The organism is Emticicia sp. SJ17W-69 (assembly GCF_051209875.1).
In the GTDB taxonomy this organism is placed as follows: domain Bacteria; phylum Bacteroidota; class Bacteroidia; order Cytophagales; family Spirosomataceae; genus Emticicia.
This window is the reverse complement of sequence record NZ_JBNTQY010000001.1, coordinates 4408082-4425726: the sequence shown is the minus strand read 5'-3', so window position 1 is coordinate 4425726 and position 17645 is coordinate 4408082. Positions and strand designations below refer to the sequence as shown.

Annotated in this window: 17 protein-coding genes; 7 read left to right on the top strand and 10 right to left on the bottom strand. The window is 35.7% G+C overall.

Annotation, left to right across the window (positions count from 1 at the left end):
- Positions 1-23: 23 nt before the first annotated feature.
- Positions 24-1799 carry an ABC transporter ATP-binding protein gene (locus tag ACQUQZ_RS18000; protein ID WP_435356473.1) on the bottom strand — a complete coding sequence of 592 codons (1776 nt, stop codon included), beginning with the start codon at positions 1797-1799 and terminating at the stop codon, positions 24-26.
- A gap of 125 nt (positions 1800-1924) precedes the next feature.
- Here ACQUQZ_RS18000 and ACQUQZ_RS17995 point away from each other — a divergent pair, with 125 nt between their 5' ends.
- From ACQUQZ_RS17995 to ACQUQZ_RS17985, 3 genes are all read left to right on the top strand, one after another.
- The gene (locus tag ACQUQZ_RS17995; RefSeq protein WP_435356472.1) at positions 1925-2494 is read left to right on the top strand and encodes a DUF4126 domain-containing protein; all 570 of its coding nucleotides are present in this window, start codon (positions 1925-1927) and stop codon (positions 2492-2494) included.
- 87 nt (positions 2495-2581) lie between these two features.
- The gene (locus tag ACQUQZ_RS17990) at positions 2582-3913 is read left to right on the top strand and encodes a spinster family MFS transporter (protein WP_435356471.1); all 1332 of its coding nucleotides are present in this window, start codon (positions 2582-2584) and stop codon (positions 3911-3913) included.
- 76 nt (positions 3914-3989) lie between these two features.
- Entirely contained in the window at positions 3990-4259 is a 270-nt protein-coding gene (locus ACQUQZ_RS17985; protein ID WP_350267999.1) for a hypothetical protein, read from the top strand.
- On the opposite strand, the gene ACQUQZ_RS17980 is transcribed toward ACQUQZ_RS17985, so the two are convergent.
- From ACQUQZ_RS17980 to ACQUQZ_RS17955, 6 genes are all read right to left on the bottom strand, one after another.
- Complete coding sequence (locus ACQUQZ_RS17980; protein WP_435356470.1) at positions 4252-5205, bottom strand: glycosyltransferase; 954 nt, start codon at positions 5203-5205, stop codon at positions 4252-4254. The two genes, ACQUQZ_RS17985 and ACQUQZ_RS17980, sit on opposite strands and share 8 nt — an antisense overlap.
- A gap of 55 nt (positions 5206-5260) precedes the next feature.
- Entirely contained in the window at positions 5261-5659 is a 399-nt protein-coding gene (locus tag ACQUQZ_RS17975) for a GxxExxY protein (RefSeq protein WP_435356469.1), read from the bottom strand.
- A 14-nt stretch (positions 5660-5673) separates the two neighbouring features.
- Complete coding sequence (gene hemL / locus ACQUQZ_RS17970; RefSeq protein WP_435356468.1) at positions 5674-6963, bottom strand: glutamate-1-semialdehyde 2,1-aminomutase; 1290 nt, start codon at positions 6961-6963, stop codon at positions 5674-5676.
- Between the two features lie 130 nt (positions 6964-7093).
- On the bottom strand, positions 7094-7708 hold the full coding sequence (locus tag ACQUQZ_RS17965) for a Uma2 family endonuclease (protein WP_435356467.1): 615 nt from the start codon (positions 7706-7708) through the stop codon (positions 7094-7096).
- A 43-nt stretch (positions 7709-7751) separates the two neighbouring features.
- On the bottom strand, positions 7752-10343 hold the full coding sequence (locus ACQUQZ_RS17960) for a DUF5686 and carboxypeptidase regulatory-like domain-containing protein (protein ID WP_435356466.1): 2592 nt from the start codon (positions 10341-10343) through the stop codon (positions 7752-7754).
- A gap of 196 nt (positions 10344-10539) precedes the next feature.
- On the bottom strand, positions 10540-11766 hold the full coding sequence (locus ACQUQZ_RS17955; RefSeq protein ID WP_435356465.1) for a M20/M25/M40 family metallo-hydrolase: 1227 nt from the start codon (positions 11764-11766) through the stop codon (positions 10540-10542).
- Between the two features lie 212 nt (positions 11767-11978).
- On the opposite strand from ACQUQZ_RS17955, the gene ACQUQZ_RS17950 reads away from it, so the two are divergent.
- Complete coding sequence (locus ACQUQZ_RS17950) at positions 11979-13631, top strand: amidase (RefSeq protein ID WP_435356464.1); 1653 nt, start codon at positions 11979-11981, stop codon at positions 13629-13631.
- Positions 13632-13730: 99 nt separating this feature from the next.
- Here the strand turns inward: ACQUQZ_RS17950 and ACQUQZ_RS17945 are convergent, their stop codons facing one another.
- Both ACQUQZ_RS17945 and ACQUQZ_RS17940 read right to left on the bottom strand, forming a co-directional pair.
- Positions 13731-14144, bottom strand: a complete 414-nt coding sequence (locus tag ACQUQZ_RS17945) for an acyl-CoA thioesterase (RefSeq protein ID WP_435356463.1) — start codon at positions 14142-14144, stop codon at positions 13731-13733.
- Positions 14145-14202: 58 nt separating this feature from the next.
- Positions 14203-15639 carry a M61 family metallopeptidase gene (locus tag ACQUQZ_RS17940; RefSeq protein ID WP_435356462.1) on the bottom strand — a complete coding sequence of 479 codons (1437 nt, stop codon included), beginning with the start codon at positions 15637-15639 and terminating at the stop codon, positions 14203-14205.
- A 126-nt stretch (positions 15640-15765) separates the two neighbouring features.
- Here ACQUQZ_RS17940 and rpmH point away from each other — a divergent pair, with 126 nt between their 5' ends.
- From rpmH to ACQUQZ_RS17925, 3 genes are all read left to right on the top strand, one after another.
- Positions 15766-15921 (top strand): 50S ribosomal protein L34, encoded by a 156-nt coding sequence (gene rpmH / locus ACQUQZ_RS17935; RefSeq protein WP_435356461.1) that lies wholly within the window; start codon positions 15766-15768, stop codon positions 15919-15921.
- A gap of 164 nt (positions 15922-16085) precedes the next feature.
- Positions 16086-16463 carry a ribonuclease P protein component gene (locus ACQUQZ_RS17930; protein WP_435356460.1) on the top strand — a complete coding sequence of 126 codons (378 nt, stop codon included), beginning with the start codon at positions 16086-16088 and terminating at the stop codon, positions 16461-16463.
- A gap of 71 nt (positions 16464-16534) precedes the next feature.
- Complete coding sequence (locus ACQUQZ_RS17925; RefSeq protein WP_435356459.1) at positions 16535-16939, top strand: hypothetical protein; 405 nt, start codon at positions 16535-16537, stop codon at positions 16937-16939.
- Here the strand turns inward: ACQUQZ_RS17925 and ACQUQZ_RS17920 are convergent.
- Positions 16932-17642 carry a LytR/AlgR family response regulator transcription factor gene (locus ACQUQZ_RS17920; RefSeq protein ID WP_435356458.1) on the bottom strand — a complete coding sequence of 237 codons (711 nt, stop codon included), beginning with the start codon at positions 17640-17642 and terminating at the stop codon, positions 16932-16934. The genes ACQUQZ_RS17925 and ACQUQZ_RS17920 overlap by 8 nt on opposite strands.
- Positions 17643-17645: the final 3 nt, after the last annotated feature.

The window sequence follows — 17645 nt, the reverse complement described above, 5'->3', positions numbered from 1 at the left end:
TTATGTCTTTCATTTGCTTGTAACTACACCAACATCTCTTTATACTGCATATTGTACAAATTGGCATAGAAGCCATCAAGTTTCAACAACTCTTCGTGGTTGCCTTCTTCCATGATTTGACCTTTGTCAAGTACGATTATTTTGTTAGCTTTCTGAATGGTGCTTAGTCGGTGAGCGATGACAATAGAAGTTCGTCCACGCATGAGTTTATCAATCGCACTCTGAATTAATTCTTCGGTCTCAGTATCGACCGATGAAGTGGCTTCATCTAAAATAATGATTTTAGGGTCATGCACCATTGCACGTACAAATGAAATCAATTGTCGTTGCCCCACTGAGAGCGTTGCTCCACGTTCTTGTACGTTGTAGTCATAGCCATTAGGAAGTTGCATAATAAAGTCGTGTACGCCTACTAATTTGGCAGCTTCTACAATTTTTTCTCTTGAAATGTTTTCATCTCCAAGCGTAATGTTTTTTTCAATCGTATCCGAAAATAAGAAAACATCTTGCAAAACGACGCCGATTTGCTCACGCAGGCTGCGAAGTTCGTATTCTTTTACATCTACGCCATCAATCAGAATTTGACCTTTGTTTATATCATAAAATCTTGATAATAAGTTGATTATAGAAGATTTACCCGCACCCGTTGCTCCTACAAAAGCAACACTTTCGCCATGCTGGGCATTGAAAGAAATATCTTTCAGTACATAGTTTTCATCATTATAGGCAAACCAAACATTCTTAAATTCAACTTCTCCTTTGAGGTTAGTTTTTTTATTTCCATCATTGGCAGTATAATCATCACTATCCAATAGTTTCAAGATTCGATCCGTACTCACGATTCCCATTTGTAGTGTATTCATTCTATCCGCAATCATTCTAATTGGGCGAAAGAAGATATTGATAAACATAATGAATGCCGTAACTGTACCGTAAGTAACTTCGGCATTGAGCATTTGTTTCGCACCAAACCATACGACCAAGCCAGTACCCAAAGCGGCAATTACCTCTGCTACAGGATAATAGATGGAATAGTACATGATAGATTTGATATTTTCATCTCGGTGTTTGGTATTGATTGCGTAGAATTTCTGAAACTCAATTTTTTCAGAATTAAAAATCTGTACAATGCTCATGCCTGTAATGTGTTCTTGTACAAAAGAATTAAGATTTGAAACCGCATTACGTACTTCGTTGAAGGATTTCTTAACTTTTTCTTTGAAAATATAAGTGCTGATGAGCATAAATGGAATCGTACAGAGACTGATAAGTGAAAGTCTCCAATCGGTATAAAACATGACCGAAATAATCAAAATCAACTGCAAAATATCGCCTGCAATAGCAGCAATCCCATCACTAAAAACATCAGCTAAAGTCTCAATATCTGAAATAGTGCGTGTAACCAATCGCCCGATGGGTGTATCATCGAAGAATTTGAGACGTAAATGCAAGATTTTGTGGTAAAGCTGTACTCTGATATCACGAATGATATTCTGTCCCAGCCAACCTGCCAAGTAAGTATTTGTAAATTGAATAAGTGACTGAACAACCAAAACGCCAATCATAATTGCCATCATTTGGGCAAGACCACTATAATTTCCTGCCGAAACTGGACCATCAATGGTTTGGCGAATCAATAGTGGGAGGACAGGAGCTAAAACCGCCCCAAGCATGATGCTTAAAACAAGGCTATAAAACTTAAAATTATAAGGCTTGATGAATTGGAAAAGCCGTTTCAGAATTTCCAAATCGAAGATTTTGCCAGAGGGTGAAGTTTCGTTTTTTTGTATTTCCGCCACAGAACGTATAATTTTGTTGAGACTAACGTATATTTAACTAAAATTACATTTCAATAGTTTCAAAAATATATTTCTAAGCTTGAAATTATATCTCTAAAAATCCTTTTTTAAACATTTAACCTTAAATGACCGAAATCTTCATCAGCTTGGCTATAGGAATTGCCTTGAGTGCTTGCTCGGGTTTTCGGGTATTTGTACCAATGTTGGTCGCAAATTTGGCTACTCGTTTTGAACTTTTACATTTGTCTAATAATGGTTTTGAGTGGTTGAGCAGTCCAATGGCAACTTATATTTTAGCTGCTGCTACGGTTGGAGAAATTTTGGCATATTACGTTCCAGTCATAGATAATTTACTTGATACGATTGCTATGCCAGCATCTTTTATAGCAGGAACAATCTTGACAACTTCTTTCTTGAAAATTGATTCTCCCGAATTGCAATGGACACTCGGAATCTTGGCAGGTGGAGGTATGGCAGGAACGATTCAAGCAGGGACTGGGCTATTGCGTTTGGCTTCTACAAAATTTACCGGTGGATTTGGCAATGCTTTTTTCGCTACTTTTGAAAACTCCGTTTCTATTATTTTTTCTATTCTCACACTTTGGCTACCTCTTTTCGTAGCTATTCTTGGGGTGTTACTTTTTACCTTTCTGCTTAGAAAGGTTTTAAAACGTTTTCAGGCAAAGAAAAAGTAAATTATTTATTGAAATAATTACAAATTCTCTTCAAAAAAGTTTAACTTTCCTGTCAATCTAAACCCTATCCTTTCATCAACCTTTTTTATGGAAACTAAACCTTCGTTGCGTTATGCGTGGTACGTTGTGGGCGTACTATTGTTGGCTTATATCTCATCATTTATCGACCGTCAAATCTTATCTCTTTTGGTGAAGCCTATCAAATCTTCGTTTGGTATTACAGATACGCAAATGGGTGTTTTGATGGGATTAAGTTTTGCGGTACTTTATACCCTTTTGGGAATTCCCATTGGCTTGATGGCCGACCGAATGAATCGCAAACGCATTATTGGATGGGGAATTATGATTTGGAGTATAATGACGGTATTTTGTGGTTTAGCTGGTAGTTATTCATTGTTTTTTCTTGCACGGGTAGGCGTTGGTATTGGTGAAGCAGCACTTTCACCAGCAGCATATTCTATCATTTCTGATTATTTTCCTAAGAAAAAACTGGCAACAGCCTTGAGTGTTTATAATATGGGAATTTATTTGGGTTCGGGTTTATCAATTTTAATTGGTGCTGCACTCAAATCTATGATTGGGAAAGAAAATATTGTGCTACCTTTTTTCGGAGAGATTTTTTCTTGGCAAATGATTTTCTTTTATATCGGTTTGCCAGGAATTTTAATTGTTTTGCTTGTGCAAACAATCAAAGAACCCAAGCGAATTGAATTTGACACCGTAAAAGAAATAACTGAAACCAGTAATTTTCGGGAAATTATAGCTTATTTTAAAGCCAATCGTCAAACTTTTATGTATCTCAATTTTAGTATGGCCTTTATGTCATTTGCTACTTATGCAGGTGTTTATTGGATTCCAACCATGCTTGGCCGAGTGCATGGCTGGGCGGATACAAAAGCAGGTGTAACATTTGGGCTTTTAATTACAGTTTTTTCTACATTGGGCGTAATTACTGGTGGAAGGTATGCAGATTATTTAACCAAAAAAGGCATAGTACAAGCAAAAATGTTGTCAGGATTTAGAGGGATGGTTGCCGCATTATGTTGCACTGGTGGTTTAATCATGTCTGATATGAATATTGGAATATATTTTATTGCGGGATATTGCTTTTTTAGTTCATTTCCTTTTGGTTCGGCAACGGCAGCCATTCAAGAAATTGTGCCAAATAAAATGCGGGCAATTTTCTCGGCTTTTTTCTTATTTGTGGTGAATATCATTGGTTTGGGCTTTGGTCCGCTCTTCGTTGGGGTATTGACCGATAAATTTTTTTATGACCCAAACAAAATTCATTTTTCGATCTTCATTACACAATTCTTGGGGTGTGTTTTGTCGGCTTTGTGCTTATATTTAGGGATGAAACCTTTTGTGCAAAGTGTAGGATATTTGAAAAAATATCTGACACTTTCAAACCAAAATTAAGTGTTTTATGTTGGTGAGTTTGATGGTCTTTTGAAAAAAACTATGGACTGTTGACCATCGTCCGTTGACTATTAAAATGAGCGAAATAAAGATTTGTTGCCCAAAATGCAAATGGGAACCCGATGGTGGCGAATATTGGCAATGTGATTGTGGACATATTTGGGATACTTTCAAGACAATTGCCCGTTGTCCAGCCTGTCACAAACAACACCAATATACTGCTTGCGTACCTCATGCGGGAGGCTGTGAAGCACATTCACCACACCTCGATTGGTATGAAGGTTTAGATAAAATTATTGAAGATCTGAAAGAAGAAGTGCTTGAAAATCAAGAGGTTTTTATTTGAGGAATTTCTCTTGCATAAAGCCCATACCGTAAGCAAAAAGCTGGATAAAACAGGCAAAAATACTTAGAAAGCCTACTTTTATACTTTTGTTTTGAATGGATGAATCTGCAAAAATCAGGAGTTTATAGATGGCAAATAAGGAAGCAGCTATAAAAAAAAGAGGTTTTGAGATAAAAAATAAAAGCGGCGTAATGATAACTCCAAGTGTAAAAACCATCGGGAAAAAGTGAACTAATTTTAGTTCCGAAGGAAACATACGAGAAAGGTTGATGCGACCACGACCAAAAAAATGCAATTGTTTGAAGAACTGACCGAAGTCAGTTCTTCTTTTATGATAAATGAAGGCTTCTTCAATCAAGCCAACTTTGAATCCTTTTGATAAAATTCTGATACTAAATTCAATGTCTTCTGCCATGCGTGTCATGGTATAACCGCCAGTTGCCTCCCAAACTTTTCGAGAAATACCAAAATTGAAACTTCGTGGATGAAACTGTCCGCCCGCATTATTTTTCTTCCCTCTGATTCCTCCAGTTGTAAAGACCGAAGTCATGGCATAATTGATTGCTTTCTGAATATCAGTGAAACTTTCATGAGCGGCATCTGGACCTCCATAAGCATCCAACCAATTGATTTTCAATGAATTATCTACAATCTCGAAGTATCTTTCAGGAATAATTGCGTCAGAATCTAATTGCACAAAGTAATCACCAGTAGCTCTTTCGAAGCCGTAATTACGAGAAAAACCTTGCCCAGAGTTAGGTTTGTAGAAATATTTTATATCGAGTTTTGATTGAAAACTTGCACAAACTTCTTCACATTTCAAAGTCGAACCATCTTCAATAATGATTACTTCAAGGTTTTTGAAAGTTTGTTTGCTCAAGCTTTCCAGCAATTCTCTTACTTCTTCTGGGCGATTATATACTGGGGTTATTACTGAATATTTCATACTACTTTTTCTTTACCACAATAGACACAATGGAGACACGATAGGCACAAGGCTGTTACAATATTACTCTTTTCACACCATCTTTTAGTTTTGCTACGTTGAAATTCATTAGCAATCCTAATTTGCATTTTGACAATTTTAGGTAAGTTAATAATTGAGCAAGATGAACAGGATTTAAGGCATCAACTGCTTTAATTTCAAGTATTAATTTATTTTCAACTAATAAATCAAGTCTATAACCAACTTCTAATTTTACTTCTTCATAAACTAATGGTAAAGGTTTTTGCTTTTCAACAAATAATCCATCTTTCTGAATTTCATAAAACAAACACTCTTCGTAGGCACTTTCGAGCAAACCTGGTCCTAAATTTTGATGAACCTTCAAAGCACAAAAATATACTTTCCTCGCAAGTTCATTCAATAGTTCCAAATCTTGTGCCAATTGTGTTTCCATTGTGTCTATCGTGGTTAAATTAATGAAGACAAAATAGACTCATTCGCCGCTAAAACCTCAGAAATATGCTCCGATGTAAGAGCAGTAGAAAGAAATAAAGCCTCATATTGAGAAGGAGCAAGATAAATACCTCTGTCAAGCATTCCATGAAAATATTTGCCAAATTTAGTAGTATCAGAAGTCTTAGCTGTTTCAAAATCTACTACTGGTGTATCAGTAAAAAACAAACTATACATCGAACCAATATGATTGATTTGATAGTTGAGATTTAATTTGTCCAAAATTCCACGAATGCCACTAACTATTTGATTACCAGTATTTTCTAATTGCGTATAAACCTCAGGATGTTCATTTAGGTAATGTAACATCGTTAAACCAGCCGCCATTGCAATCGGATTGCCTGACAATGTTCCTGCTTGATAAACAGGGCCTTGTGGCGATACACAATTCATGATTTCAGCTTTTCCACCATACGCACCAACGGGCATTCCGCCACCGATGATTTTACCCAAAGTTGTCATGTCAGGCATTACTCCGAAACGCTCTTGGGCTCCACCTTTTGCTAAACGGAAACCAGTCATTACCTCGTCAAAAATTAGCACGATTCCTTCTTTGGTGCAAATATCACGCAAGCCTTGTAAATAACCTTCTTTGGGCAAAACACAACCCATGTTTCCAACAACAGGCTCAAGAATTAATGCCGCAATTTGCCCTTTATTAGCATCACAAAGTGTTTGAACAGCTTCTAAGTTATTGTATGGAGCAGTCAAAGTATCATTTGCTACACCTTTCGTAACGCCTGGACTATCAGGAACGCCCATCGTAACTGCTCCACTGCCTGCGGCAATCAAAAACGAATCACCATGCCCATGATAGCAACCTTCAAATTTAATGATTTTGTCTCGACCAGTATAACCACGTGCCACACGGACAGCCGCCATTGTGGCTTCTGTGCCTGAATTGACCATTCTTACCTTTTCGATAGAAGGCACCATTGATATAATTAATTCGGCCATTTCAACTTCTCGACGGGTAGGAGCTCCAAACGAAAAAGAGTTTTTGATGGCTTCGCTAACGGCTTTTTCGACTGGCTCAAAAGCATGTCCTAAAATCATTGGCCCCCAAGAATTGATCAATTCAATGTATTGATTATCGTCTTCGTCAAAAATATAAGCACCTTTGGCTCTTTTGATAAAAATTGGATTTCCACCTACTGAGCGGAATGCTCTTACTGGCGAGTTGACGCCTCCTGGAATGAAGTTTTTGGCTTTTGCGAAAAGCTCTTCGCTTGTATTTGTAGTCATTATTAGTAAAATTTATGGAATAGGTTTTATCCTATTTAATTTTAATGAAAAAAACATGAACCAAAAGTGTTCATGTTTATATAACGTTTATAAAAGTATTTTGGATGAAAGAAAATCTGTTTTAAGCAAATTACTCAACTATAATTCCCTTCTTATCAAGAAACTTACCTATGTTAAAACTTTGACTATTGATTAACTCAATATCTTTGTTCCAACTAAAAGTCTCAATTTTTTCAGAAGTAGCCACAATCACAACCTGAGCAGTGGTTAATACCCAAAACACCTTTTCTGTGCCGAAATTGAGTAATTTTTGCGTTTTTTTGTAAATATATCCAGACTCTCCTAAATCTTCAATATCGGCTACAATATCAACCTCAATAGCTATTTTAGGTGGAACATCGGCATATTTCTTATTAATTTTATCGGGAGTTAAAACTAAATTATCAAAAATAGCAATATCATTTGCCAAATTATTTTTGTGGTCTAAATGCAAACCAGCTTCACCTGTAAGAACAGTATATTGGTCTTCATTAATAAATTTACCAATAAAACTCACCAAATAATAGATAATAATAGACTGCAAGCTACTCGCTCCCCTAATTTCTTCAAAAGTCTTTTTTTGTAATAACACATCTCGAAACCCTTTGTAATAGATAGGTTTTCCATCCATGATTTCATAAACCAAGTAAGGAGGGATGTTTCGAGGCTGACGCTTGACTGGTTTTGGTTCTCGTAATGCAATCATTTCTGCCAAAATTTTTCTCAAAATTAACTATTAAAACAATACATTAAAAACTAACTCCCGACTTAATTGGCAAATAAACCCTAAATCCAGTATGAGCATAAGTATTTTGATTAAAGACGCTGTAAACTTCAGCATTGAAAGCTCCGAAAAGTCCTTTTAAACCATAGCCCAATTCGTAGTGTTTGATTTGATTGGTGAGTAAAATATTAGCAAAAAGTCGTTCTTCCCAACCTTTTCGCTGTAAATATGGAATATAGGTCAGGAATAATCTTTTGAAATCAATTTTAGAGAAAAATTGGATATAGCTGCCATCTGTGCTATATTGATAATAAGGTAAATCTCTGAAATCTTGATGTGTTTGAATGAAAGTTTGATTGCCGTTAAAATGCTTATAATCAAGGAAATATATTGGTTTGTTGCCGTAGAAAGTTCCAATTTCTGCTCTTAATGAAACGTCACGGAGTTTCCATTTGAAATCATGATTCATACCCAACTCAATGCGATTGAAGGCATTACTACCAAAAGCAGAAAGGTTTTCAAGTCGGAAAGTTGGGCCATAAGCTTGCACTCGACGATTACCATTATAAATCCTGATTCTTGAAAATGGTCGATAAGTCAGCACAGCATTGAATCGAGTTTGAGTATTTGTCTCAAAAGTAGTAGTTTTGAAATTTGGGTGAATGGGGTCATTGGGTTCGTAAAATTGTTCTGCTTTTTTTCGGAAACCTTGATTCAAAATATTATCTAAATGATAGCGTTCCATAAATTGAAGCGATGTGTGAAGCGTAAACTGGTCGTTGATGCGTGGACTGAAATTGAATCTTACATATTTTTGTTCATAAAACTTTCCAAAATGTCGATTATCCAATAATGCATACGCCGCATTGACCAAATTATTAATAGGCTCTTCATTATTGATTTGATAAACTTTTCGCCCAGCTTCTGCCCCAATACTAAAAGTTTTTTTGCTATAACCTATTGATATTGAGCCATTTACTCGTTCTCTTTGAATGGAATAATGCGGTTTTAACGCAGTATTAAACGAACTCAAAGAATCAATTCTATGTCGATAGGAAAGTCGAGGAAAACCTATATTTATTCCTTCTACTGCATCATAGCGAGTATCTTCTTTCCAATCGCCTACAGTGAAATAGTCTTTATAACCTTTATCTTTATTCTTTATATCGACGCGATGATAAGGATATGTGTTACCAGTTAAAAGATGATTTGCTTTAAATCTGGCAGGCCGAGTACGGTCGAGTGAATCTTCTTTTAGCTTAATATTTATCTTTTTTGCTTCAACTACATACAGACTATCGGCTTGTTTATATCCTTTGGTTTCGATTTCGGTCAATGGCACTTGGCGTTCTTCTTCCCAAAAATCTTCTGTACGTTTGCGAGCTAAAGTATCTTCTGAGCGAGAAAAATTTGATGCAATTATTTCTTCGTTTTTATCCTTTTTTTCTTTAATTTCTTCTTTTTCGAGGTCTTTTGAGAGCTTTTTGAGTTGTTTTACTGTTATCTCTTTTTGTGCTGTAATGGCTTTTGTGGATAGTTTTTGTCTGTTCAAATCCTTTGCTTCGGTCTTAAATATCTTATCATCAAGCACTTGTGGCTTAATTGTAGCATATTTAGGATTTTTGGTCAATTGATAGTTTTTGAAGGAAGTAACAATTCGTGCAGAACCTTCAAGCCCAAGAATATCAATTTTGCTTAAAACATCTGCTTGAACGGGCATCCAAATATCATCAATTGGCGAATAAATAACTTTCATCGTAATATCGCCAACTTCTTCTTTAAACTTAAAATCGACACTGTGTAAACTCCAAATTCCATCAATAATATTGATTGTGCCACTAAAAAGCCCTGGCGATTTTACTTTTGGAATGACTCGTATCTTGTTGATATACAGTCCTTTGTCTTGAAAGAAGCCTTCGTAAACATATTTATAGTTGACAGCACCTTTAGCTGTAATTGGCGAGTCTTCATTTTGAGGATTATAGAAATTGATGCGACTAAATGAAATTCCTTCACTGCCTTTCATCGTAGGCGGAATATTTGAACGAACTGAAAGAACTTTCTCTGAAAATGTATTAGGTTGTTTGAACTTTATCTCATTGACTGACTCTAAAACGTATGTTTGGCCCTCTTTAATGAAGTTTTTTTCTAATTCTTTCTTGAAAAGAAAAGGCACGTCGTCCACCCGAAAAGAGCCTCTTACATAATTTCTAAGCGAATAACTTTCAACTTCTTTGTGATGAATCGGCGACATGGCAATCGTCTTTCGCATAATTGTGAGAGCAGGGTCTTCTTTATTGTTGGAAACCCTCACTCCGCCCAGTTCGATGCTGATTTCTTTCATGACGATATTGAGCGTTTGAATATTTTCGCCAATATCTACTTTTTTGGTAAGAGCTTGATAACCAACGTATTGAAAAATAACTTCATACTGCCCAGCTTTGAGTTTGACTTCGTAAGCCCCTTCTTGGTTGGCCATTGTGCCAATATCTGTTCCTTTGACCAACACCGAAGCAAAAGGCATCACTTCTCCTTTTTCATTTTTGATTACGCCTTTAATGCCAGCAGCAAATATATTTTGAGAAATAAATAATAGCAGAAGTAGTTTTTTTAGCATAAAATTTGGGTTTTTCTGTGGAATGGATACTGTTAATAATACTACGGTCAGAAAAGAGTAATATTGTAGTATAGATGCAGAAAGAGGTAGTAAAGTTGTTTATAAAAAAAAGATACCAATAAGAACACAAAAAAACACTAAGTTTCACCGAGATTTTCATAGTGAAACTTAGTGCCAATGAGGTAAAATTATTTTTTTAAAAAGTTATTTTCAAAATAACCTTTTCTGCCCCACGTTTTACTTCTGCATCAATGGTTTGTCCTTTTTCAAATTTTCCGAGTGCTTTCATGTATTCTTGTACATCGGTAGTTGCGTTTTCTCCTAATTTCATGATTACATCTCCGGCTTGCAAGCCTGCTTTTTCTGCTGGTCGTCCTTTAGTTACACCGTCGATTCTTACACCGCCTTTGTCGTAAGCATAATCAGGAATAATACCCATTGTTACTTTGAAACTGCTACGAGCATTGCCTGCATGAGGATTATTAGCCACTTGTATAAAATCAAGTTTTGGTGACTCTTCAATTTTCTGAATAACACTGGTTGCTAAAGCTAAAACCTTTGCTTCTCCTTCATAATTAATCAGGTTGGCATCGTCACTTGGTTTATGGTATTCTTGATGAGCTCCCGTAAAGAAAAACATCACTGGAAGATTTTTTAGATAAAATGAAGTATGGTCAGAAGGCCCAATTCCTGCAGAATCGACATTGTATTTAACTGATTGATTGTTAGCCAATTGTGGGATTTCTTTTCCCCAAAAGCTACTTGTTCCCCAACCGCCAATGGTCAATCCTTTATCATCACGGTAGCGACCAATCATATCCATATTTAGCATACAATTCACTGTTTTTAAGTCGATTGTAGCATTATCGGCATAATATTTAGAGCCAATCAAACCTAATTCTTCACCTGAAAATCCAATGAATAAGAAATTGTGTTTTTCCTTGATTTTGTTTTTTGCATAATATTTAGCCAACTCAATTAAACCTGCTGTTCCTGAGGCATTATCATCAGCACCGTTATGAATGCTTCCAACCGAATTTGCTTCGAGCGAGCTTCCTTGATCGCCTTTACCGAGGTGGTCATAGTGAGCTCCAATAATAATAGTTTTGTCAGACCCATTATCCAAAAAGCCAACAACATTGGCAGCTTGTACATAACTTACATTAGGTGGTAAACCTTTTTTTGCTGGAAATTCTTGCAAGAAGGAGCCTTTATCACCATAAGGTTTCAAACCAATTTTTTTGAATTGTTTTACTAAATATTCAGCCGCTTTTTTGCCGCCTTCAGTACCTGTGCCACGTCCTTCGAGATTATCAGAAGCTAAATATTCGATGTGTTTTTTGATATTATTTGCCTTAATATCAGGACTTTGTGCAAAAACGATGGTTTGAGAAAGTAATAAGAAGAATACTATTTTTTTCATTGATAGATGTTTTATTTGGTAAATATGAAGTGAATTTGTGTAACTTTTTTGAAATTCAATAGTTACATCTTGGGAATCTTAAAAATCTTTATAATCGTGCTAAAATCTGACGGCTAATATACTCACAAAATAGTTGTAATGATAAAAAGATAAAACGCATTTTTTTCAAGCACATATTTTTACTAAATTGTAACTCAAACTCATCAACAGAAATGAAGAAACTTATCCTACCAATTGCCTGTATTATTTCCCTAGCACTCGGTGCATTTATTTCAAAAGTAGCTGATATTCAACCGATTACCGTTGAAGTCGTTAATCAAGCTGAAAAAATTCTTGGCTTAGACTTTAGCAATGCCGAAGCAGATTCGATGCTTGTTGGGTTGACCAATAATAGAAAAGATTTTGAGTCAATCAGTAAAATTACATTAGATAACAGTGTTGCACCGGCTCTATATTTCAATCCTTTACCTATTGGTTTTGAGTTTGAAAAGACGTATTTGCCTTTCAAAGTTTCAAAAATTAATGCTGTAAAATTACCTGTCAATCGTGATGATTTGGCATTTTATTCGGTGAGAGAATTGGGAGAATTACTTCGTACAAAACAAATTTCATCGCTTGAACTAACTAAGTTTTTCTTGGAAAGGCTAAAAAAATATGATTCGCAGTTACATTGTGTGGTTTCGCTCACCGAGGATTTAGCTCTAAAACAAGCAGCTAAAGCCGATGCTGAGATAAAAGCAGGGAAATATCGTGGCTTTTTGCACGGAATTCCCTACGGAGCAAAAGATTTGTTGGCAGTAAAAGGCTACAAAACTACTTGGGGTTCTGTTGCTTACAAAGACCAAATAATTGACCAAGATGCTACTGTTATTCAACGTTTAGAGAAGGCAGGGGCGGTACTTTGTGCAAAACTTACTTTGGGAGAATTGGCTTCAGGTGATATTTGGTTTGGTGGAAGAACACTCAATCCGTGGGACTTAAAGCGTGGGTCAAGTGGCTCGTCGGCGGGAGTCGCTTCATCTGTTTCGGCTGGGCTTTTACCTTTTGGCATTGGTAGCGAAACCCATGGTTCGATTGTGTCACCTTCAAGCGAATGTGGCACCACGGGACTACGCCCAACTTTTGGACGTGTACCACGCACAGGAGCAATGACTTTGAGTTGGAGTATGGATAAATTAGGGCCAATTTGTAGAACCGTAGAAGATTGTGCTATTGTGCAAAATATTATACAAGGTGCTGATAATAAAGACTTAACGTGTATGGAAGCTCCATTTAATTACGATGGAACAAAAGGATTGAAAGGAATGAAAATTGCCTATTTGAAAAATGATTTCGAGAGTAAATACCCTAATAAAAAGACCGATTCGCTTACTTTGCTTACGCTACAAAAACTTGGTGCAGAGCTTATTCCCATCGAATTACCTACTTTATTATTGAACGAAATTCGGTTTATATTGAGAGTAGAAGCTGCCGCAGCTTTTGATGAATTGACTCGCACAGGTAAAGATGATTTATTGTTGCGACAAGGTAAAGCTGGGTGGCCCAATACATTTCGCACGGCAAGATTTGTGCCTGCCGTAGAATACTTACAAGCCAACCGACACCGTTCAATACTGATTCAGGAAATGGAAAAAACACTGAAAGAAATTGATGTTTATATTTCACCATCTTTTGGAAACAACCTACTTCTAACCAACCTTACGGGGCATCCATGTGTGGTTTTACCCAATGGCTTTATGCCAGAAGGACGACCTACAAGTATCACTTTTATGGGTAAATTATTTGGTGAAGCAAAATTATTAGAAGTTGCCAAAGTCTATCAAGATGCTACCGATTTTCATAAAAAGCATCCGAAATTGATTTAATTGATAATGAATAATTGATAATGAGAAATGATGGTGCAAATTTCTCATTATCAATTATTAATAAAATTTTTCAAATATTCTTAGAAATCTAATAATTGCTTAATCCTGTTTAAAGAAGGGTTGAAGTTTTTCTAAAATTTCTTTTGGGCAAATGGTGATGCGATTATTGGCTGTTTTAAGAAAAACCAAAGTTGTTTCTCCGGTATGAAGAAGTGTTTGTTCTTCGTTATAAATTTCGTAGTGAAAAATAATTCTGACTTTAGGTATTTCTTTGATAATCACTCGAATCATTACCAAATCATCATATTTTGCAGGAATGATGTACCTTGATTTATTTTCATAAACAGGCATAATCACTCCAGTTTCTTCCAAATCTCGGTAACGTAAACCCAACGAACGCAAGGCTTCTACACGACCAATTTCGTAAAGTTTGGCATAATTGCCATAATACATATAGCCCATTTGGTCAATATCGGCATAGCGGACTCGGTAATTGCAATCGAAAGAATACATGCTTAAAATAGTGCTGAGTTATGAGTTCTGAGTTTTTGTAAAAGTATAAAAGTATTTTTTACAAATTGTCTTTTTTTACCGTTTCTAACTTTACTAAATTATCATCATTTCTAACTATTTGTAAATCAATGAATTGTAGATAAGAATTGAGTAAATTAAAAAGGGAATCTTTTCCTAAAATACATTTTTCAAAGTACCAATCTAAGTTTTCTTCTGCTATTTCCTCACAAATATTTTTGTAATCTTGCATTGTATAGCCCAAAAGTGGTGTACCGTTTTTCGATTTTCCGAAACGTTGCCACATCAATCGCATGATGTTATCAAAAGAACGAGTCTTATCAAACTTTTTTTGGATGTGTAAATCTAAAATCTGTGTTGCTATTGCACCTTTATGGTAAACCGAAACTTTTCGATTGGGAATTCCTTGTGCATAGCCATCGAGCCACAAATCCCACGAAGATTCGACCAAAGATTGTGAAGCATGGTCGGCGTTGTCGAAATGACGTTTGTAACAAGCCTCCAATTCCTTTAAATATTGTGTTTTATCAAAAACGCCTGAACGATAGAGCATCAAATCGCCATAATAGGTGGTTACTCCTTCTGCTACAAAACACGTTTGGAAATAATTTTCTTTAGTGAAATCATAAGGTAAAAGCTCAACAGGACGAATTTTGCAAATATTCCAAGTATGAAAAAGTTCGTGCGAAGCTAAACCGAGCAAATCAATGTATAATTCTGCAAAATCTTGATTATCTGGGCCTAAAACCTGCATTGTAGAATTGCGATGCTCAACACCGTGATAGTAGGGAATAGGCAAAATCCAAGTAATAAAATGGTATTCTTTTTCAGGGAAATTACCAAAAACATTGATTTGCTCTTTACTGAATTTCTTAAAATCGGTTTTGATTTTTTTGAAATGTTCTCTCGAAATAACTCCCTCAAACCAAAGATTAAATTTAACTTTTCCAATGCTATACGAATCATGCTTTAGACTAGAGCTGATAATAAAAGGAGAGTCAGCCAAATGATAAAAATCATTAAATAAAACTGTATTTTTATTTTCAGATGAAAGGTTTAATCCTGCAATGACTTCATTATCAGTTGTTTGTAATTCTAATAAGCACTTTTCATTGATTTTGCCTTCTACATAGATACATAAATTTACAGGATTAACGTAAAGTACTTTTTCATCTATATAGCTACTTCCTGCATTGATGATACTAGCGTAATAATTGTATTTTGCTGTGATTGTTTTTGCTCCATTGCTTATTACTTGCCAGCGGTCTTTACTAATTTTTACAGTTTTTAATTGCTGATTATTTTCATCAAAAACCTCAAAAGTTTGAATATTTTTAGCAAAGTTTTGTAATTCATAACGCCCAGGACGCCATGAGGGTAATTGTAGTTCGAGCGTGGCTGAACTGATATTTTCTATTTCACATTCAACATCAATAAAGTGCGAAGATTTATTTTTTGAATATATTTTGTAATTCATGCAAGTTTTTTTTGTAAGGATTTTGTCATTTTAAAAATTAGTCGTACTTTTGCACTCCCTAACGGAACAAATAACCGCAGGAACTCCAACATTTAAGATTCAAAGAACAAAAATAACAAAAATATAATGAAAAGGACATTCCAACCATCAAATAGAAAGCGTCGTAACAAACACGGATTCCGTGAGCGTATGGAATCTGCTAATGGCAGACGAGTTTTGGCAGCACGTCGTGCAAGAGGCAGAAAGAAATTGACTGTTTCTGACGAAAGCAAACACAAATGATGCTTTGCCAGTAAATAGCTTTTATCACTAACGTAATCGTTTGATAATAAAGATATTTGAGCCACCTTTTGGTGGCTTTTTTTTGTATGACGGAATTCTTACCGCTGCGGTGAGGCATTCCGTCTATCATTGACGGAGTGTAGGAACTCCCTCTTACGGAAGTCTTGAAAAAAACATTTAAAAAAGACGAGCGTCTTTGCAGTCTGAAGCTAATCAATGACCTTTTTGACAGAAAAAATTCTGCCAATGGAGGTGTTTTTGCTTACCCTATGAGGATTGTTTTTCAGCCTCATACAGCATTGGGATCCCCCGAAATTTCTGTTATAAAACCTACACAAGTTTTATTCTCAGTTCCTAAGCGTCAATTCAAACATGCAGTTGATCGAAATCTTATTCGACGACGTATGAAAGAAGCCTATCGTTTGCATAAAAACCTACTTACAGGTACATTTAGTATCGCTTTTATCTACATTGGGAAGGAAATTGAGAAGTATGAAGTGATTGAGAAAGGGATGAAAGGGGCTTTGAAGAAAATAAAATAGCTATTTTGTTTGATTTACCAACCTTTTCCATCAATATTGAATCATGGTATAAACAATAAATTTTCTACTCAATGAAAACGTATTTAAGTTATATATGTTTACCTATCATTTTCTTGATGGCTTGTGCAAGCGAAGCGGTTGCTCCAGAAATGGGGGCATTAGATGTAAAAGTAACGATTGGCCCCCTTTGCCCTGTTGAGCCGTGCAATAAAACAATCGAGGAATTGAAATCAATCTATGCTTCATACAGCTTGGTTCTTACAAATTCAGACTCAAAGGCTATAGTTTTGGATCAGAAACTGACCTATAATGGCACAAATGGATTAATAAAAAGTACAAATATTGCGGTTGGACAATATGAAATGAGTATTAAACCTGAGAATATTTTTACAAAAAGAGGTTTCCCAAAAACAATCATCATAGAAAAAAATAAAACAGCAAGCCTTGAAATTGAAGTAGATACTGGAATTAGATAAGATTTAGTTTTTCCCGAATCTCAGATAATTTTTCTTCGTAAGAAGCTCCAATTGATATTTCATTACCCGCTACCCATACCGATTGACGGGTAATTTTTTGAATTTTATTGATGGCTACAATATACGAACGATGAACTCTAATGAATTGGCTGTGCAAATCGCCGTTCGTAGTGAGTTGACTCAAAGCATCGTTGATGTTTTGCCTACTTAAGAGTTTTCGATTAGAAAAGACATAAGCCATATAATTCCCTTCTGCTTCCACATAAAGTATTTCATCTAATAATACCTTTTCTTCATCATAGCCTGTTTTCAAGAATATAAAGTTTGGTCTTTCTTCACCTCGTAAACTTTTGATTTCTAATGCTTTATTGCAGGCTTTGGTGAATCGCACCAGTGAAAAAGGCTTCATCAGATAATCAATAGCATCTAACTCAAAGCCATTAACTGCATATTCTGAGTAGGCTGTGGTGAAGATGATCATAGGTGTTTTTTGCAAGATATGAACAAACTCAATGCCCGAAATATCAGGCATTTTTATATCCAAAAATATCAAATCAACTTTGTTTTGTTGCAAATAGGGTATCGCCTCAAAAGCATCAGTAAAAGTTGCTTTTAGTTCGAGAAAAGGCACTTTTTGGGCGTGTATTTGCACGACTTCCAAAGCACGTGGTTCGTCGTCGATAGCGATGGCTGTTAAATTCATGCA